A 16,010-nucleotide genomic window follows, 5' to 3' on the forward strand; every position below is an offset into this window, starting at 1 on the left:
CCCCTGCCGGACAGAAGTGAAATAGACCACACGAGAACGGATTCGTCCGCCGTGTCACGCAGGATCCGCAGGCCTGATGTGCAACAGTGCTGAACCGGGGAGGAACGAGAGAGCTGCACCGAAAGGCTGGTTCGCGTTCATGGATGCGATGGTGATTCCCCTGGTTCCGAGAGGCGGGTTCACGGTCCGCCGGATCGGTGACTGCTGGGAGCTCGTCAACTCCCGCCACTACGGTCGCACCGTCATCCTTCATTCCTGGCCCCGCGACCAGCACACCGAGGCGTTCGAGCACTGCTACCGCCTCAACGGACGCACCGTCGAAGAGCTGCGCGCCGCTTTCCGCTGACCATGTCCATGGCCGAAACCCACTGCGGCACAAGTGCGCAACCATCGCTAGCACAACCTGCGACCGAGCTCAAGACGTGCGTCCGGAGCCGGGATGTGCGATCGTGGTCCCTCGTGCGTTACCCGACCCCCGCCACCCGGGCCATTCCCCGCGTCGCCGCCTCAGCCTGTGTCCTCGCCGCCGCGGCGATCCTCGTTCCGAGCGTACCCGCCATGCTCCCGACCGCGGGCGCGGCGCCGCTCGCGCATACGCAGGCGTGCCTGCCCGGTTTCGACTGCGATATGAGCAGCCGCATCGCCAGCGTCGACGCCTACCTGAACAGCCGTCCCGGCATCACCGGCTACGTCGTGCGCGACCGGGTCTCCGGCGGGGTCTACGCCAACGGCAATGCGGAGAACGCGGTCTGGACCGCGTCCACGATCAAACTCGCGATCGCCGCGGATCTGCTGAACCGCGCACGCCTCGGGGCGATCACGCTGTCGCCGGACGACCGCGGGCTGCTGGAATCAATGCTGGCCACCTCCAACGACGGCGCCGCGGACCGGTTGTGGGTCAAGTACGCGGGCATCGACCGTATGGCGTTCAACAACGCGTTCCGCGCCAACGGGATGTCCACGCTGGAGCCGCAGCCGACCAACACCGCCCTGTTCCCGGACTGGTCGTTCCAGAAGTGCACCGCCGCCGACCTGGATCGGCTGATGGACCACATCCTCAACCAGATGCACCCCGACGACCGCAACTACCTGGTCGACCGGATGCGTGCGGTGGACTCCAATCAGCACTGGGGTGTGTGGGGCGCGGGTGAGCAGATGCGTCCTGGCCTGAAGAACGGCTGGTCCGCCGAGCAGGGTGGCTGGGTCGTGAACTCGGTCGGCTTCGCCGGGCCGGGGGAGCGCTACACCCTGGCCGTGATGAACTCGCTGGGTGACACGGGCGGCTACGCAGAGGGCGCCGACACCGACACCAAGGTCGCCCAGCTGCTCTTCTCCGGACGCTGACCCGCGGCGCCCGGCGGGGCGGCGCGCTCTCCCGTCAGCCGGCCGAGCGCCTGCGCAGCATCATCGGCGCACCGTCCCTCGGGAAGGGGATCGTGGTGAATCCCCAGGGCATTCGATATTTCTCCCGGATGGACCACTCGTACTCGCGCACCAGTGCGGCGGTCATCGTCTTCACCTCGAATGTGCCGAAGTGCATCCCGATGCACTTGTGCGCACCCGCGCCGAACGGTAGCCAGGCCAGACGGTGCGACTTGTCCTCGCGCCGCTGCTCGCCGAACCGCTCGGGATCGAATACCTCCGGCCGCGTCCACAGCTCAGGCAACAGGTGATTGACCTGGTAGGCCACATCGACCGGGGCGCCCGCCGGAATGTAGTGGCCCGCGATCTCGGTATCGCGCACAGCGCGGCGCGAGAACCCGGGAACCGGCGGCATCAGCCGCAGACTCTCCTTGACCACCAGATCCAGATCGCGCAGACCCTCCAGGTCCGCGATGGTCGGCGGCGCGTTGCGGACCCGGTCGTCCATCGCAAGGACCTCGGCGCGCACCCGTTCCTGCCACTCGGGATGTTTGCCCAGGTAGTAGGCGACCGCGGTGGCAGTCGTGGTCGTGGTGTCGTGCGCGGCCATGATCAGGAAGATCATGTGGTTCACCACGTCGGCGTCGCCGAAGACACCGCCGTCCTCGCTACGCGCATGACACAGCCCGGAGAAGAAGTCCGGCGATACAGTGCGGCGCTTCTCCGGCAGCATCGCGGTGAAGTACTCCTCGAGTACCTTGCGGCCGCGCAGCCCGGCCCGCCAGTTGCCGCCCGGCACCGAGTGCCGGATGATGGCAAGCCCGGCGTGGGTGCAGTCGACGAAAGCATCGATGAGCTGTTTGCGCCGTGCACCGACGTCGACGCCCATGAAGCTCTCTCCCGCGATATCGAGAGTCAGCTCCTTGAGCATGGGATACAGGCCCACGGTGCGTTCCGCGTTGCGCCCCTGAGGAACCCACCGTCCGATACTCGCGCGCACCACCGGGGTCAGCGCGGCGAGATGCGCCTCCAGCCGGTCTCTGGTGAAGGCCTGTTGCATGATCCTTCGGTGGAATTTGTGTTCGTCGAATTCCAGCAACAGCAATCCGCGGCGGAAGAACGGGCCGATGAAGTAGTCCCAGCCCTGCCCGAAATCGCGGCGCCTGCGGCCCAGCACCTCGTCGATCGCGTCCGGACCGGCGACCAACACCCGGTCGACGCCGAGCGAGGTGTTCAACGAGACCGGACCGTATCGGCGATAGCGCTCCATGATCTCGGCTGGACCCCAGCGCATGTAGTGCAACGCCCGGCCGAGATACGGCAACCCGGCGTCGCCCTGGACCGGGGCGATCGCGCTGCCCTGCGGTGGAGTGGCCAGCACCTGGTGCCGTTCCGGCAGCAACCCGAGGGCGCGGTCGATCAAATGCCTATGCGGGACCTCGATCAGCGCTTGATTCTCGGATTCGGATTGCACGCTGGGTTTACGGCCGACCACACGGTCCCCGGCGACCATGGCAAACCTCCTCAGCGACGATTTCCATCGTATTCTTCTTCGCGCATTCGCTCGGTCGGTTCGCGCGACATGCCTCGCCGCAATCGCCCGGCCGCGGTGAGATGTCGCACTGCGACATGCCAGGACCGGGATCTCGTCGTGACGGTGGAGGGCGCGCCGACTACGGTTGGGCGTGTCAGGAACCGTTGCCGGGGACGAACCCCCGGTCCATCGAGGAGCAGGACGATGAGCACTCAGACTGTCGAGAACCGTCACCGGGTGGTGGTGATCGGTTCGGGCTTCGGCGGCCTGTTCGGCACCAAGCACCTCAAGCGCGCCGACGTCGATGTCACCCTGATCTCCAAAACCTCCACACACCTGTTCCAGCCGCTGCTCTATCAGGTCGCCACCGGAATCCTGTCGACCGGCGAGATCGCGCCCGCCACCCGGCTCGTCCTGCGCAAGCAGAAGAACGCGCAGGTGCTGCTCGGCGAGGTCACCGGCATCGACCTGCAGAACAAGATCGTCACCTCGCGCCTGCTGGACCAGGACACCGCCACCCCGTTCGACAGCCTGATCGTGGCGACCGGCGCGCAGCAGTCCTACTTCGGCAACGACCGGTTCGCCACGTACGCCCCCGGCATGAAGACCATCGATGACGCACTCGAGCTACGCGGGCGTATTCTCGGCGCGTTCGAACAGGCCGAGCTGGCCACCACCCAGGAGCAGCGCGACCGGCTGCTGACCTTCGTCATCGTCGGTGCGGGCCCCACCGGCGTCGAGCTGGCCGGGCAGATCGCCGAACTCGCCGACCGCACGCTGGAGGGCACTTTCCACAACATCGATCCGCGCGATGCGCGCGTCGTGCTGCTCGAGGGCGCGGGCGCCGTACTCGGACCGATGGGGCCGAAGCTCGGCGGCAAGGCCGAACGGCGGCTGGCGAAGATGGGCGTGGAGATCCAGCTCAACGCCATGGTGATCGATGTCGACGCGTTCGGCGTCACAGTCAAGGACTCCGACGGCACGGTGCGCCGCATCGAGTCGGCGTGCAAGGTGTGGTCGGCCGGCGTGCAGGCCAGCCCGCTGGGCAAGATGATCGCGGAACAGTCCGATGGCACCGAGGTCGACCGGGCGGGCCGGGTCGTGGTCGAGCCGGATCTGACCGTCAAGGGCCACCCGAACGTCTTCGTCGTCGGCGACCTGATGTCGGTACCGAATGTGCCGGGCCAGGCGCAGGGCGCCATTCAGGGCGCGACCTACGCCGCCAAGCAGATCAAAGCGGGGCTGAACGGCCAGGCGGAACGTAAGCCGTTCAAGTACTTCAACAAGGGCAGCATGGCCACCGTCTCGCGGTTCAGCGCTGTATGCCAGGTGGGCAAGCTGGAGTTCGGCGGTTTCCTCGCATGGCTGGCATGGCTCGGGCTGCACCTGTACTACCTGGTCGGCTACCGCAGCCGGATCATCACCGTCATCCAGTGGTTCGTCACCTTCCTCGGGCGCACTCGCGGACAGATGGCCGCCACCGAGCAGTGGGTATTCGCGCGGCTCGCCTTGGAAGCCATCAGTACCGGCGACGACGAGGACGCCGAAGAACTCGCCGCCACGCTCGGTGCCGCCAGCAACAGCCGGGTCGCGGTGGACAAAGCCACCAGGGACGCGAAGGCGGGCTGACGCCCGTTTGCACCCATCCGGCGGACCTTCGTGGTCTCCTCGTCGACCCTTTCCGGTCGGCCCTTTCCGGGCCCCACGTCACGGGTTGCCGTCCCGGCCCGTCGAGCGGCCCGATCCGGGCGGCTTCAGCGTCGAGGCGGAAGCTTGCTCAAGCAGCCACCTAATAGCAACTCTTCAGCTATGCTCGCGCTGTTGTGTCACCGAGAGAACAACCAATCCGCGTGGCCAGCAGGTACGAATGTCGGCGTCGAAAGTCTCTTTCCGTACGAAAGGTGATCGATGGGCACAGGCAAGCACGGAGTTCACGACCCGCAGCGACAGAGAATGAGCTCGATGGTCGTGGCGGTAGCGGTTCCACTGGCGCTGCTGGTGGGAACCGGCACTGCGAACGCCGAGCCCGCTCGGCCCACCCCGCCGGTGACCCAGCCCGACCAGACCGACCCGCAGACCAACCAGACCGACCCGCAAGCCGACCCCCAGACCAACCAGACCGACCCCCAGACCAACCAGACCGACCCGCAAGCCGACCCCCAGACCGACCAGACCGACGAGTCGGCGCAGTGGCCTGCCGCCGAAGAGCCGAATGTGCATCCGTACATGGGGCGGCAGATCCCGGAGGGCACGCTGAGTTCACTGCAGTGGGCGCGGCCGATGCCGGACAGAAAGTACCTGGCGCCCCTCGGCCCTCTACACGGGCCCGTTCCGGTCGCTCCGGTTCCGCCGATCGCGCCGCCGCCGGGCAAGTTCCGCTTCGGTGACGTGGTGGTCGACGCGCCGGAATCGCAGCTCTATCGCGAGCAAGCCATCCAGATCAACGACGGCGCAGCGGTAGCCGAGGCCAATATGGCGACATTCCTCGACTCGATCGGAATGGAACGCAGCAGGTCTGACAGGATCGCAAGCGAGACCGTCGGCGCCGCGGCGACAGGCGCGGCGACAGGCGCGGCGATAGCGAGCCCTTTCGCGCTGTTTTCGGCAGCCGTCGGGGGCGTGATCGGCACAGCCATCGGCCTGCCGTTCGCGCCGATCGGCCTCGCCGCCATTCCCATAAGCATCGCTTACGGCGCTGCTGTCATCGCCGTCCCCATCGCGGCCATCGGGGCGGGCGTCGGTGCGGCCGTCGGTGCGGTGCACTCTCTCAGCGCGCCACCGCGTGCCATCAGCGAGTCATCAGACGGTGCGTTCAAAGAATGACCGAGAAGGGTGGGAACCCGACGACATTGTCGGGTTCCCGCCACTTTTCTCCCGCCCCGTACGGATTACACCGTAGCTAGACGAATTCGGCACACCAGCCGTTCATTACGACTCGCGAGGCCGACTTCGGAATGTCGGGGCGCCATCGGAGCGCGGCGCCAACGGCGGGTCGACACCGATCCCCTCCGGGTCACCGGGGACAGCGAGCAGCGACCCGGTGCGAGTGAACAAGCTGCCGCCGGCCGCGAGCGGCAGCCGAGTCTGCGTCAATCCTGTTGTCGCCACCGGGCGCTTGTCGGGGTAGACGAGTTCGCTCTCCAGTGCGCGCGGGGCCGCCAGCGCATCGTCTGCCGGCGTACCCGCACCCAGTTCCAGGCGATGGCGCAGCAGCGGCGTGGCGTCGAGGTCGGCGATCAGCTCTCCGTGCCACCAACCGTCGTCCTCGCCGGCGCGGCCGATCTGAATTCGTTCGCGCATCCGCAACCGGGCATCGGAGGCCAGCCGGATCGTGGTGACGGTGTGGTGCCGCGCACCGCCCGCGACGATCATCGGCTCGGGATCGATATCCAGTGTGCCCCCGCTGCCGATCTCGAAGTGCCAGCGACCGATCGACAGCGGAGTCGCCACGCTCGGTAGCGCGATGGTCGCCGCGACCGAACGCACCACAAGCTCGGCGCCCGGTCCGACCGCAATGGTGATATCGAGCTGATCACCACCCAGCGGCGTGGCGGCGGTGCCGATCAGATGCACCATGTGCGGGCCGGTACGGCGAGCCGACAGTCCGCCGCTCGCATGGATCTCCGGGAGGGTCGCGTTGGTCGCGACTATCCGTAGCTCAGTGCGCAACTGAGGATTCAGCGCCTGCCGCGCGGTCCTGCTCGGCTGCCGTGCGCAACTGCTGGCGCACCCAGGAAAGTACCGGGATGGCGGCCGGGTCTTCGGTGAGCGAGATCAGCGCGGTCGGGCGGCCATCGCGCACCTGCGCTGCGTCCCGCTCCATCACGCCGAGATCGGCGCCGACCAGCGGAGCCAGGTCGGTCTTGTTGATCACCAGCAGATCCGAAAATGTCACCCCGGGGCCGCCTTTGCGCGGGACCTTGTCACCGCCCGCCACGTCGACGACGAAGATTTGCACGTCGATCAGTCCGGATGAGAAGGTCGCGGTGAGGTTGTCGCCGCCGGATTCGACCAGGATCAGATCCAGTGGGGGGTTAGCCGCGACCAGGTCGTCGATGGCGTCCAGGTTCGCGGTGATGTCGTCGCGAATAGCGGTGTGGGGGCAGCCGCCGGTCTGCACGGCGGTGATGCGTTCGTCCGGCAGCACAGCGTGGCGGCGCAGGAAGTCGGCGTCCTCGGTGGTGTAGATGTCGTTGGTCAGCACCGCCAGCGACAGCTCGTCGCGCAGCTGCCTGCACAGCGCGGCCACCAGCGCGGTCTTGCCCGACCCGACCGGGCCACCGATGCCGATGCGCAGCGCCTCGCCGGGTGTGCGTGCCCGCTTGGGCCGATCGTGGATATGGTCGTGTGGCTCACCGTCGATCAGGTGCGGGGGCATTGCGCGATCTCCTTCTCCCGAGGCTTCAGCTGGCGAACAGCGGCATTTCGCGTTGCAGGTGGCGCTGGGCGAGCGCGTCCTGCAGCGGATCGGACACCGCGGCGAGACCGGTAGCCGCCTGCTCAGCGGTGCGGTCACACAGGTCGGCGAGACGAATCGTGCATGCGGCGACCGCGGCGGGGTCCAGGGCAAGCAAGCGCTGAGCGGCGGTCGCCGCACCGGTGAGCGTGGTGTAGACGACGACACCCGCCGTTTCCCTCGGCGACACCGCACAGGTCGCGCCGACTACGCCGAAGACGGTGGACAGGTGCGGTGTCGCGCCCAGCGCCGACCAATCCGGTCGGGACCACAGCTGTTTAGCGAGGCGCAGCAGGCCGCGGCCCTGTGCGCGGGATGCGGTCCGCGCACCGGGCGCGGGTGTCCGCGCGTCGGTCTCGGCCTCGGCGCGCACCGGATCGAGTTCCCCCGCGCACACCGCCGCGGCCAACGACGCCGCGACCAACCCGGAACTCCGGATCCTGCGGCGCAGATACAGCTCGACGGACACGACGTCGCGGACCAGACCGGATGCGACGGCCTCTTCGACACCGCCGGAGTGCACGTGCCCGCCGATCGGCAGCCTCGAGTCGGCGAGCGCGAGCAATGTCGCCAGACTTGTCGCTCCGGATTCCCGCATTCGTCGATCTTATGTCCCGGCGTGTCGCGCAGGTGTCGCGGGAGTTTCGCGGACGTTCCGGCGGGTCAGCGACGGAAGCTACAGTCGATGACTGCGCGGCCTCGCGCGTCGTGGTCGGTCCATGCCTGCAGCCGCTCACCGCTTCGCGGGCGAGGCGAACCGTGCGATCAGCGCCATAGCCATGAGCACCGTCGCGCCGACCGCCACCGCGATATGCATTCCGCTGACAAATGATGCACGCGCGGACTCGAGCAACGCCGCATTGCCGTTGGCACGCTGGACGGTTTCGCCGAGCGTGGCCGCGTAGTCGCCGCCGGAACGGAAGATCAGCGCCGCAAGCGAACCGAGCAGCGCGAGCCCCAGCGCGTTGCCCAGCTCGAAGCTCGTCTCGGAAATACCGACGGCCGACCCGGCCCGCGCGGGCGGCACGGATGACACCGCGACGTCCGACACCAGCGTGAAGGCGAGGCCGTAACCGATGCCGGCGACCGTGGACCCGGTCAGATACCACCAGAGACCGCTCTGCACGCCGACGCCGAGCAGCATCAGGTTGCCGACCGCCGAGGCGAGCAGCGCGAACACGAACGTGGTACGCGCGCCGAGCCGGTGGCCGACCCGCGCACCGCTCATCGAACAGACGAACACCGCGGCCGCCATCGGAATGCCCAGCAACGCCGCGGCCAGCGGCTCGCGCCCGGTCACCGATTGCAGATAGATACTGGTGAGGTAGCTCATGCCCGCCAGGGACATCATGCCGGCCAGGCTGGAACCGATGGCCACCGAGAACTGGGCCCGGCCGAACAGCCGCAGATCCAGCAGCGGTTCGTCGAGCTGGCGCTGCCTGCGGACGAACACGGCCAGGATCACCGCGCCGATCAGCGCGATGACGGTCGCCTGCGCATCGATCCCCTCGGTCGCGGCGTGCTTGATGCCGTACACCATCGGGAGAATGCCGCCGATGGACAGTATGGCGCTCGGCAGATCCAGCGGACCGAGCACGCCTGCCCGATGTTCCGGCAGTACGAACGGACCGAACGCGAGCAGGATAAGCAGCACCGGAATGTTGATGAGAAACACCGAACCCCACCAGAACTGGTGCAGCAACACCCCACCGATAATCGGCCCGACGGCCGAGCCCCCCGCGAAGAACGCCGTCCAGACGCCGATCGCGGCGGCCCGCTCGCGGGCATCGGAAAACAGGCTGGAGATCAGCGCCAGGCTGGACGGCAGAAGGGTCGCGCCGCCGATGCCCATCAGCGCCCGCGCCGCGATGAGAACACCCGCGCTCGGCGCGAACGCCGCGATCACCGACGCTATCCCGAAGACGGTGGCTCCCGCGAGGAGGATGTTGCGCCGGCCGATCCGGTCACCGAGGTTGCCCATGGTGATCAGCAGGCCCGCGATCAGGAACCCATAGATGTCGAGAATCCATAGTTGCTGGTCCGCCGAAGGGGCCAGGTCGACGGTGAGGGTCGGCAGCGCGAGGAACAGTACCGAGATGTCCATCGACACCAGCAGCACCGGCAGCACCAATACCGCGAGGCCCAGCCAGGCGCGGCGCGAGGCCACCGTGCCCGGTGCGGTCCGCACCGCCTCCAGATCCGTCATTCCGAACTTCCTCTCCCGTGCCGCGTACGCCGTACGCATAGGTCCGGGTACAGTGTACGCAACCCGCCACGGAACGGAAAGCGAGTCATGGGATGACCGAACCCAAGCTGCATCGCGCCGCCATCGTCGACACCGCGATCGCGCTCGCCGACGCCGAGGGCCTGGACGCGCTGTCCATGCGGCGCATAGCCGAGCGGATGGGCGTGGGCGCCATGTCGCTCTATCGCCACGTAGCGAACAAAGACGAGCTGCTGGCGTCGATGACCGACGAGGTAGCCCGGCGCAATCCATACCCTTCGCCGGAGGGTCAGCAGTGGACCTGGCGTGACCGGGTGCGTATCGCCGCAGAGATCGACTGGACCCTCTATCGCCAACATCCGTGGGTGCTGCTCACCTTCGCCACCCCGCGCTACAGCTTCGGGCCGCAGAGTCTGGCCTGTCTGGCCTGGCTGGTCGAAGGCTTTCTGGAGCTCGATGTCTCGACCCGCGAGGCGACAACCATGGCCTTCACCGTGTGGAACTACATCTCCGGCGCCACCCTGCCGGAGATCAGCGCCACACTGATGGCGCGCAAGGGTATGAACCCCGAGGGCGACAACGGGCTGCGGACGCTACTGAAAGGGGCGGCACAGCTGCCGGTCCCACCCGCGCTGGTAGATCTCGAGGGTAGCGGCGTCAACGATCTGACCCAGGAGGAACTGCTCTACGTCGGGCTCGACGCACTCTGCGACGGGTTCGCCGCACGGGCAGCGCGCCGAAAGCCCTTGACCCCAACCTAGCTTGATGTTGAAGGGTGGTCGGCAACTGCCTCACCAACAGGAGTCACCATGTACGCCATTCGCCTCCATGCCTTCGGCCCAGCCGAGAACCTCCAGTACGAAACCCTGCCTGACCCAGCGCCCGGCCCCGGGCAGGTACGGATAGCGGTGGCGGCCGCTGGAGTCCACCTTGTCGACACCATGCTGCGGAAGGGCCAGACCGGACCGTTCCCCCTGCCGGAACTGCCGACCATCCCCGGCCGCGAAGTCGCGGGCACCGTCGACCGGATCGGCGCCGATGTCGACCCGAGTCACCTCGGCGCACGGGTGGTGGCCCACCTCGGCGCGGTGCCCGGTGGTTACGCGGCACTCGCCGTGACGGAAGTCGCTCGGCTCCACGAGATTCCGGCGAATCTCGATTCAGCCGAGGCGGTGGCGATGATCGGCACCGGCCGTACCACCTCGGGCATCCTCCAGTTCACCGAACTCGGCCCCGCCAGCGTCGCCATGGTGACGGCCGCCGCGGGCGGCATCGGCACGCTGCTGGTGCAGTACGCCAAGAATGCCGGGGCGATGGTGATCGGGCTTGCCGGTGGGCCCGCGAAAGTCGATCAGGTGCGACGTAACGGCGCCGATCTCGCGGTGGACTACCTGCGACCGGACTGGCCCGAGCAGGTTCGGGAACGTATCGGCGACCGCGGCGCCAGCGTGCTGTTCGACTCGGTAGGCGGCGAGATCGCCCGTGCCGCCCTCGGTCTGCTCGGCAAGGGCGGGCAGCACCTGATCTACGGCTGGTCCGGCCAGACGTCGGATGAGCAAGTGCGGCAGTCGCTCTCGGTCGACGAACTGGCCGCGCGCGGTGTCACCTCCCACGTGGTGATCGGCCCGCCGATGCTCGCGCGCGCCGGCGGCGATCTGCGCGTACTGGAGAAGCGCGCGATGGCAGAGGCGGCGGCCGGTCGCCTGCGCCCCGCGGTGCACCGCTTCCCGCTCGCCGAAGCCGCCGCCGCCCACCACGCGCTGGAGACGCGCGCGACAACCGGAAAGGTGGTCCTCATCCCTCAGCCGAACGCGCCCCGCGTCGGCTTGCCGAGCTGGCCGACGCACGGCACCGGTAACCGGCCCGAACGGGGCCGCGCAGTGGACTGACCTCCGCGGCAGAATCTGCTCAGTCGCCGATGTCGCCGTTCACAACGGCGTAGGCGAAACCGTCCCAGCCCTTGCTGCCAACGGTTTGAACCACGGTCGCATCCAGGCTCGGTTCGGCGGCGAGCAGGTCGAGCAGGTCACGGCCGGCCTGGGCGTTCGGGTCATCGGAGTGTTCCTCGGCGAGTGCGCCACCGCGCACCACGTTGTCGACGACGATCACCGAACCGGGCCGGGTCAGGCGCAGCGCCCACAACACATAGTTCGAGTTGTTCACCTTGTCCGCGTCGATGAACACCAGGTCGAACGGCTCCGGGTCCTCCGCCGCGAGTACGGGCAGATTGTCGAGCGCTGCGCCGACACGGATCTCCACCCGGTCGCCGACACCGGCCCGGTCGAGGTTCGCGCGGGCGACCTCGGCGTGTTGAGCCGCGAACTCGAGGGTGACCACCTGCCCTTTCGGGCCGACCGCACGGGCGAGCCAGATCGTGCTGTATCCACCGAGCGTGCCGATCTCCAGCACCCGCCGCGCCCGGACCGTCCTGGCGAGCAGATGCAGGAATTTCCCCTGCGCCGGTGACACGTCGATCGAAGGCAGCCCCGCCGCCTTGTTCGCCCCCAGCGCCGCTTCGGAGTCCTCATCCACCACCAGTGTGTCCACGATGTAGCGGTCCACGTCGGCCCATCCGGGTGTCGTCATACCTGGAAGTCTGCCACTCGATTCCACCCGCCGGGGATCAGCTTCCCGAGTAACCTGCCGATCACCATCCCGTACCACCTCACCTCGCACGGCATGCGCGACGTCGCCGACGTGATCGTTGCGGCGATCCGCGCCTGTCACACAATTCGGCCAGCGAATTCCGCGACAGCCGACGACATCGCCCCGGACTCCAGCGGAGCCCGGGGCGATGTGGGTGCACTACTTCGACAAGTTCTCCGGGGGCTGCCAGGGGCGGCCGTGCGGATCGTCGGGGCGATAAGCCGGCGGCTGCGGCGGCTGCTGTTGTGATGGCTGTTGGGGCGGGAAGGCTTCCTGCGGGGGGAGGACCGGCTGATGTGGGGAGGGTTGGTAACCCGGCGGCGGTGTGGGCGTCATGCCCTCGACCGGAGTGCGTGCCGTCGCCTCGGCGGCGCGGACGGCCCGCTCGATGGTCGGGTCGGGCGCGGTGTCGAACCAGTCCGCGACGTCGGAGTCGTCCTCCGGCTTGACTTCGGAGCCGTCGGTCGCGGGCGGTTCGTAGCGGAAGACGCCGTCCTCACCTTGGGTGCCGAAACTCTTGGCGAACCCTTCGAGCGCCTTACCGAAGTCGCTGGGCACCAGCCACACCTTGTTGGCGTCACCGCGGGCGACCATCGGCAGCGTCTGCAGGTATTGGTAGGCAAGCAGTTCCGGTGTGGGCTTGCCGGATTTGATAGCGGCGAAAACCTTTTCGATGGCCTTGGCTTGGCCCTGTGCCTGCAGGTAGGAGGCGGCTCGCTCACCCTGCGCGCGCAGGATCCGGCTCTGCCGTTCACCTTCGGCCGCCAAGATCGCCGACTGCTTGGCGCCTTCCGCGGACAGGATCTGCGCTTGCTTGGAACCCTCGGCCGTCTTGATCTGCGATTCGCGCGTGCCCTCCGCCGTGAGGATCATGGCGCGCTTCTCGCGGTCGGCCTTCATCTGCTTCTCCATCGACTCCTGGATCGACGGTGGCGGATCTATGCTCTTGAGCTCGACCCGCGCGACGCGCAGGCCCCAGCGGCCGGTCGCCTCGTCGAGCACGCCGCGCAGCTGGCCGTTGATCGAATCGCGGGAGGTCAGCGTCTGCTCGAGCGTCATGCCGCCGACCACGTTGCGCAGCGTGGTGACGGTCAGCTGCTCGACCGCGGCGATGTAGTTGCTGATCTCGTACACCGCCGCCTGTGGGCTGGTCACCTGGAAATAGACCACGGTGTCGATGTGCAGAGTCAGATTGTCCTCGGTGATCACCGGCTGCGGCGGGAAGGAGACCACCCGCTCGCGCAAGTCCACCTTGGCCCGGATCCGATCAGCGAACGGAACGAGGAACGTCAGCTGGCCGGATACGGTGCGCGAATAACGGCCGAGGCGCTCGATGACCGCGGCCTCGGCCTGCGGCACCAGCGCGATCGACTTGAAGACCACCACCACGACCAAAAGGACGAGAACAGCGGCGACGATCAGTACAGCCATTACGGCCCCTTCCAGACGACGGCGGTCGCGCCGTCGATCTTCATGACATAGACGGTCGTACCCGGCTCGTAGACCTCGGTCGTGTCCATCGGTCGGGCGGTCCATACCTCGCCGCCCAGCTTCACCTGCCCGGAATGGGCCGCGACCTGTTCCAGCACCAGCGCCGTCTTACCAGGCAAGGCGTCCACATTCGTCGGAATCGGCGGCGGAGTACCGAAGCGCCGACGGATATACGGGCGGACACCGAGGAACAGCACCCCCGAGATCACAGCGAACACAATGGCATCCACCACCAGCGAGGTATCCGCCGCGGCGCTGACGCCCGCGGTGCCGAGCGCCGCGACACCGAGCATCAGCAGCGTGAAGTCACCGGTGAGCATTTCCGCCGCCGCGAGCAGGATGCCCGCGACCAGCCAAAAGATTGCGGCCACGCCACCCACTGTAGTGCGCCGATCATGATTCTGGGCGCGGAAGGACACGAGCACGCGGCACGAATTCGCCGCGCTGACGCGCGGGTGGTGACACCGAAACTTACAGCGGCGGTGCTAGCTTCAGGCGGGTGAGCGCGCGTGACAGGTATGGTGACATCTTCTCCGGACATCCTCGATCGAAGCAGCGAGCGGTGCCGACGGTGACCGCGGAACGCGACTTGGTCGTCGAGGACGCCGCCACCGGATTCTGCGGTGCCGTGGTCGGTTTCGATCGCAGCTACGACGGCGAGTTCGTGAAGCTGGAGGACGCCCGCGGTGTGGTGCGCCTGTTCGCGCTGCGTCCGGCCGCGTTCCTCATCGATGGCCAGCCTGTGACGCTGGTCCGGCCCTCCGCCGCGCCGCCGAAGAAGCAGACCCGCTCCGCCTCCGGTTCGACCAGGGTGGAGGGCCTGCGTGCCAGGGTGGCCCGTGGTAGCCGGATCTGGGTGGAAGGCGTGCACGACGCCGCCCTGGTGGAGCGGGTGTGGGGCCACGACCTTCGGGTCGAGGGCGTGGTGGTCGAGCATCTGGAGGGCCTGGACAACCTGGCCGAGCGGCTGGTGGAGTTCGACCCGGGGCCGGGACACCGGGTCGGTGTGCTGGTCGACCACCTGGTCATCGGGTCCAAGGAGACGCAGCTGACCACCGGACTCGGGCCGCACGTGCTCGTGACCGGACATCCGTTCATTGATGTGTGGCAGGCGGTGCGGCCTGCGGCCGTCGGCATCGCGCGATGGCCGGAGGTCCCCCGCGGCGAGGACTGGAAGACCGGCATCTGCACGCGCCTGGGCTGGGGTACCCCGCAGGACGGCTGGCGGCGGGTATACGACGCCGTGACCTCCTTCCGCGATCTGGAAGCGCCCCTGCTCGGCGCGGTGGAACGCCTGATCGACTTCGTCACCGAGCCGGATTAGGCCGAATCCCAGAGTGGGTGCGGGAGCCACATGCCAGGAGATGCCGGCGCGGACGGAGCGGCGGCCGCGGACGGCACTCCCGGCACCGCACGCAGCTCGAGAATGCTCGCCGCACGGATGCCCGGGAGTAGCGCGAACCTTTATGCTCGATAATTATGTGCTCTCCAAGTGCGACGCTGACGGTGTGGACCGGCTCATGGCTGGCCGGCTGCAGCGCGCCCGACGACATCTTGGCTGCCCTGCATGCATGGGCGCCGAGGCACACGATCGCGGCAGGTGACCCGGTCACCGGCGGCCGCACCGACCTGCCTTGGTCGTCGCACGGGAATCTGCCGGGGAGCGGGGTCATCGCGCTGCTCAAGGTGATTCGCGAGACGATGGCGCAGCCCGGCGCACAGCTACGGCTGGTACTCCCGGTCCCCGGCGACGTGCGTGGTCTGCCCGGGGGCACGGCATTCGCCGCCGACGCGATCGAAGCCGAGGAGGGAGTCCTGATCGGTGTCCCCGGCTCCGACGGCACCGGCCTCATCCCGCAGTGGGCCGACGACGACACCCTGCAGTGGACTGTCTACAGCACCCCCATCCCCTCGGCGCCAGGCTCCGACATGTCGCTCGGCGAGGCCGAATACGCCATGCGCGAAGCGGTCCGCGACGCCGCCGACGCCCTGATGAAACTCCACACCACCTCCGTCGGCGCGGCCGAGTCCGATCCGCGCGAGCTCATCGAGGCCGAACTCGCCGACTACTCCCGGCACGACTACCCCGGCTCGATCCCCTTGCGCGCCAGGCGGATTCTGAATACCGCCGACCATGTCGCGGCCATCCTCACGGTGGCGCAGCGAGAGCCCGCCGCCTCACCCACCTCCGCCAGCGCGATCGGCGCGCAAGAATCGCTGCTGCGCCCACTCTGGGACGCGATCCGCGCGGCGCGGTTGGTCGCGGTGCACGCCTCGGCGCGCAGCAACCACTGAAC

Annotated in this window: 16 protein-coding genes; 8 read left to right on the forward strand and 8 right to left on the reverse strand. The window is 68.1% G+C overall.

Annotated features, from left to right (window positions below; translation table 11 throughout):
• Nucleotides 1–148 precede the first annotated feature (148 nt).
• Both OH799_RS10320 and OH799_RS10325 read left to right on the forward strand, forming a co-directional pair.
• Nucleotides 149–346, forward strand: a complete 198-nt coding sequence (locus OH799_RS10320) for a hypothetical protein (RefSeq protein WP_406278472.1) — start codon at nt 149–151, stop codon at nt 344–346.
• A gap of 113 nt (nt 347–459) precedes the next feature.
• A complete protein-coding gene (locus OH799_RS10325) occupies nt 460–1,344 on the forward strand; it encodes a tat pathway signal sequence (RefSeq protein WP_406278475.1) in 885 nt (294 codons plus the stop codon).
• A gap of 34 nt (nt 1,345–1,378) precedes the next feature.
• Here the strand turns inward: OH799_RS10325 and OH799_RS10330 are convergent, their stop codons facing one another.
• Entirely contained in the window at nt 1,379–2,875 is a 1,497-nt protein-coding gene (locus OH799_RS10330) for a cytochrome P450 (protein WP_406278478.1), read from the reverse strand.
• Between the two features lie 225 nt (nt 2,876–3,100).
• On the opposite strand from OH799_RS10330, the gene OH799_RS10335 reads away from it, so the two are divergent.
• Both OH799_RS10335 and OH799_RS10340 read left to right on the forward strand, forming a co-directional pair.
• Nucleotides 3,101–4,525 carry an NAD(P)/FAD-dependent oxidoreductase gene (locus OH799_RS10335; RefSeq protein WP_406278481.1) on the forward strand — a complete coding sequence of 475 codons (1,425 nt, stop codon included), beginning with the start codon at nt 3,101–3,103 and terminating at the stop codon, nt 4,523–4,525.
• 333 nt (nt 4,526–4,858) lie between these two features.
• Nucleotides 4,859–5,719, forward strand: a complete 861-nt coding sequence (locus tag OH799_RS10340) for a hypothetical protein (protein WP_406278484.1) — start codon at nt 4,859–4,861, stop codon at nt 5,717–5,719.
• 105 nt (nt 5,720–5,824) lie between these two features.
• Here the strand turns inward: OH799_RS10340 and OH799_RS10345 are convergent, their stop codons facing one another.
• The 4 genes from OH799_RS10345 to OH799_RS10360 all read right to left on the reverse strand — a co-directional run bounded on the left by OH799_RS10345 (nt 5,825) and on the right by OH799_RS10360 (nt 9,558).
• A complete protein-coding gene (locus OH799_RS10345) occupies nt 5,825–6,565 on the reverse strand; it encodes an urease accessory protein UreD (RefSeq protein ID WP_406278486.1) in 741 nt (246 codons plus the stop codon).
• Nucleotides 6,555–7,274 carry an urease accessory protein UreG gene (ureG, locus tag OH799_RS10350; protein ID WP_406278489.1) on the reverse strand — a complete coding sequence of 240 codons (720 nt, stop codon included), beginning with the start codon at nt 7,272–7,274 and terminating at the stop codon, nt 6,555–6,557. The genes OH799_RS10345 and ureG overlap by 11 nt, the downstream gene beginning before the upstream one ends.
• Before the next feature lie 25 nt (nt 7,275–7,299).
• Nucleotides 7,300–7,950: an urease accessory protein UreF gene (locus tag OH799_RS10355; RefSeq protein ID WP_406278492.1), complete on the reverse strand. Its 651-nt coding sequence runs from the start codon at nt 7,948–7,950 to the stop codon at nt 7,300–7,302.
• 135 nt (nt 7,951–8,085) lie between these two features.
• Entirely contained in the window at nt 8,086–9,558 is a 1,473-nt protein-coding gene (locus OH799_RS10360; RefSeq protein ID WP_406278495.1) for an MFS transporter, read from the reverse strand.
• Between the two features lie 92 nt (nt 9,559–9,650).
• On the opposite strand from OH799_RS10360, the gene OH799_RS10365 reads away from it, so the two are divergent.
• Together OH799_RS10365 and OH799_RS10370 are read left to right on the forward strand one after the other, a co-directional pair.
• The gene (locus OH799_RS10365; protein WP_406278498.1) at nt 9,651–10,337 is read left to right on the forward strand and encodes a TetR/AcrR family transcriptional regulator; all 687 of its coding nucleotides are present in this window, start codon (nt 9,651–9,653) and stop codon (nt 10,335–10,337) included.
• Nucleotides 10,338–10,385: 48 nt separating this feature from the next.
• Nucleotides 10,386–11,465, forward strand: a complete 1,080-nt coding sequence (locus tag OH799_RS10370; protein WP_406278501.1) for a zinc-binding dehydrogenase — start codon at nt 10,386–10,388, stop codon at nt 11,463–11,465.
• Nucleotides 11,466–11,484: 19 nt separating this feature from the next.
• On the opposite strand, the gene OH799_RS10375 is transcribed toward OH799_RS10370, so the two are convergent.
• From OH799_RS10375 to OH799_RS10385, 3 genes are all read right to left on the reverse strand, one after another.
• Nucleotides 11,485–12,162: an O-methyltransferase gene (locus OH799_RS10375; RefSeq protein WP_406278504.1), complete on the reverse strand. Its 678-nt coding sequence runs from the start codon at nt 12,160–12,162 to the stop codon at nt 11,485–11,487.
• 219 nt (nt 12,163–12,381) lie between these two features.
• Nucleotides 12,382–13,653 (reverse strand): SPFH domain-containing protein, encoded by a 1,272-nt coding sequence (locus tag OH799_RS10380; RefSeq protein ID WP_357261684.1) that lies wholly within the window; start codon nt 13,651–13,653, stop codon nt 12,382–12,384.
• Nucleotides 13,653–14,084, reverse strand: a complete 432-nt coding sequence (locus OH799_RS10385; protein ID WP_406278508.1) for an NfeD family protein — start codon at nt 14,082–14,084, stop codon at nt 13,653–13,655. Before OH799_RS10385 ends, OH799_RS10380 begins: the two co-directional genes overlap by 1 nt.
• 128 nt (nt 14,085–14,212) lie before the next feature.
• On the opposite strand from OH799_RS10385, the gene OH799_RS10390 reads away from it, so the two are divergent.
• On the forward strand, nt 14,213–15,037 hold the full coding sequence (locus OH799_RS10390) for a DUF3097 domain-containing protein (RefSeq protein WP_406278511.1): 825 nt from the start codon (nt 14,213–14,215) through the stop codon (nt 15,035–15,037).
• A 155-nt stretch (nt 15,038–15,192) separates the two neighbouring features.
• A complete protein-coding gene (locus OH799_RS10395) occupies nt 15,193–16,008 on the forward strand; it encodes a hypothetical protein (RefSeq protein WP_406278514.1) in 816 nt (271 codons plus the stop codon).
• Nucleotides 16,009–16,010 lie beyond the last annotated feature (2 nt).

The sequence above is a fragment of the Nocardia sp. NBC_00881 genome (assembly GCF_045207455.1).
Taxonomy (GTDB): Bacteria; Actinomycetota; Actinomycetes; order Mycobacteriales; family Mycobacteriaceae; genus Nocardia.

Coding starts and splice junctions, on each gene's coding strand:
- OH799_RS10375 (WP_406278504.1), bottom strand. CDS start 12,162: ATGACGACACCCGGATGGGCCGACGTGGACCGCTACATCGTGGACACA.
- OH799_RS10355 (WP_406278492.1), bottom strand. CDS start 7,950: ATGCGGGAATCCGGAGCGACAAGTCTGGCGACATTGCTCGCGCTCGCC.
- OH799_RS10380 (WP_357261684.1), bottom strand. CDS start 13,653: ATGGCTGTACTGATCGTCGCCGCTGTTCTCGTCCTTTTGGTCGTGGTG.
- OH799_RS10360 (WP_406278495.1), bottom strand. CDS start 9,558: ATGACGGATCTGGAGGCGGTGCGGACCGCACCGGGCACGGTGGCCTCG.
- OH799_RS10340 (WP_406278484.1), top strand. CDS start 4,859: ATGGTCGTGGCGGTAGCGGTTCCACTGGCGCTGCTGGTGGGAACCGGC.
- OH799_RS10320 (WP_406278472.1), top strand. CDS start 149: ATGGTGATTCCCCTGGTTCCGAGAGGCGGGTTCACGGTCCGCCGGATC.
- OH799_RS10395 (WP_406278514.1), top strand. CDS start 15,193: ATGTGCTCTCCAAGTGCGACGCTGACGGTGTGGACCGGCTCATGGCTG.
- OH799_RS10335 (WP_406278481.1), top strand. CDS start 3,101: ATGAGCACTCAGACTGTCGAGAACCGTCACCGGGTGGTGGTGATCGGT.
- OH799_RS10370 (WP_406278501.1), top strand. CDS start 10,386: ATGTACGCCATTCGCCTCCATGCCTTCGGCCCAGCCGAGAACCTCCAG.
- ureG (WP_406278489.1), bottom strand. CDS start 7,274: ATGCCCCCGCACCTGATCGACGGTGAGCCACACGACCATATCCACGAT.
- OH799_RS10330 (WP_406278478.1), bottom strand. CDS start 2,875: ATGGTCGCCGGGGACCGTGTGGTCGGCCGTAAACCCAGCGTGCAATCC.
- OH799_RS10365 (WP_406278498.1), top strand. CDS start 9,651: ATGACCGAACCCAAGCTGCATCGCGCCGCCATCGTCGACACCGCGATC.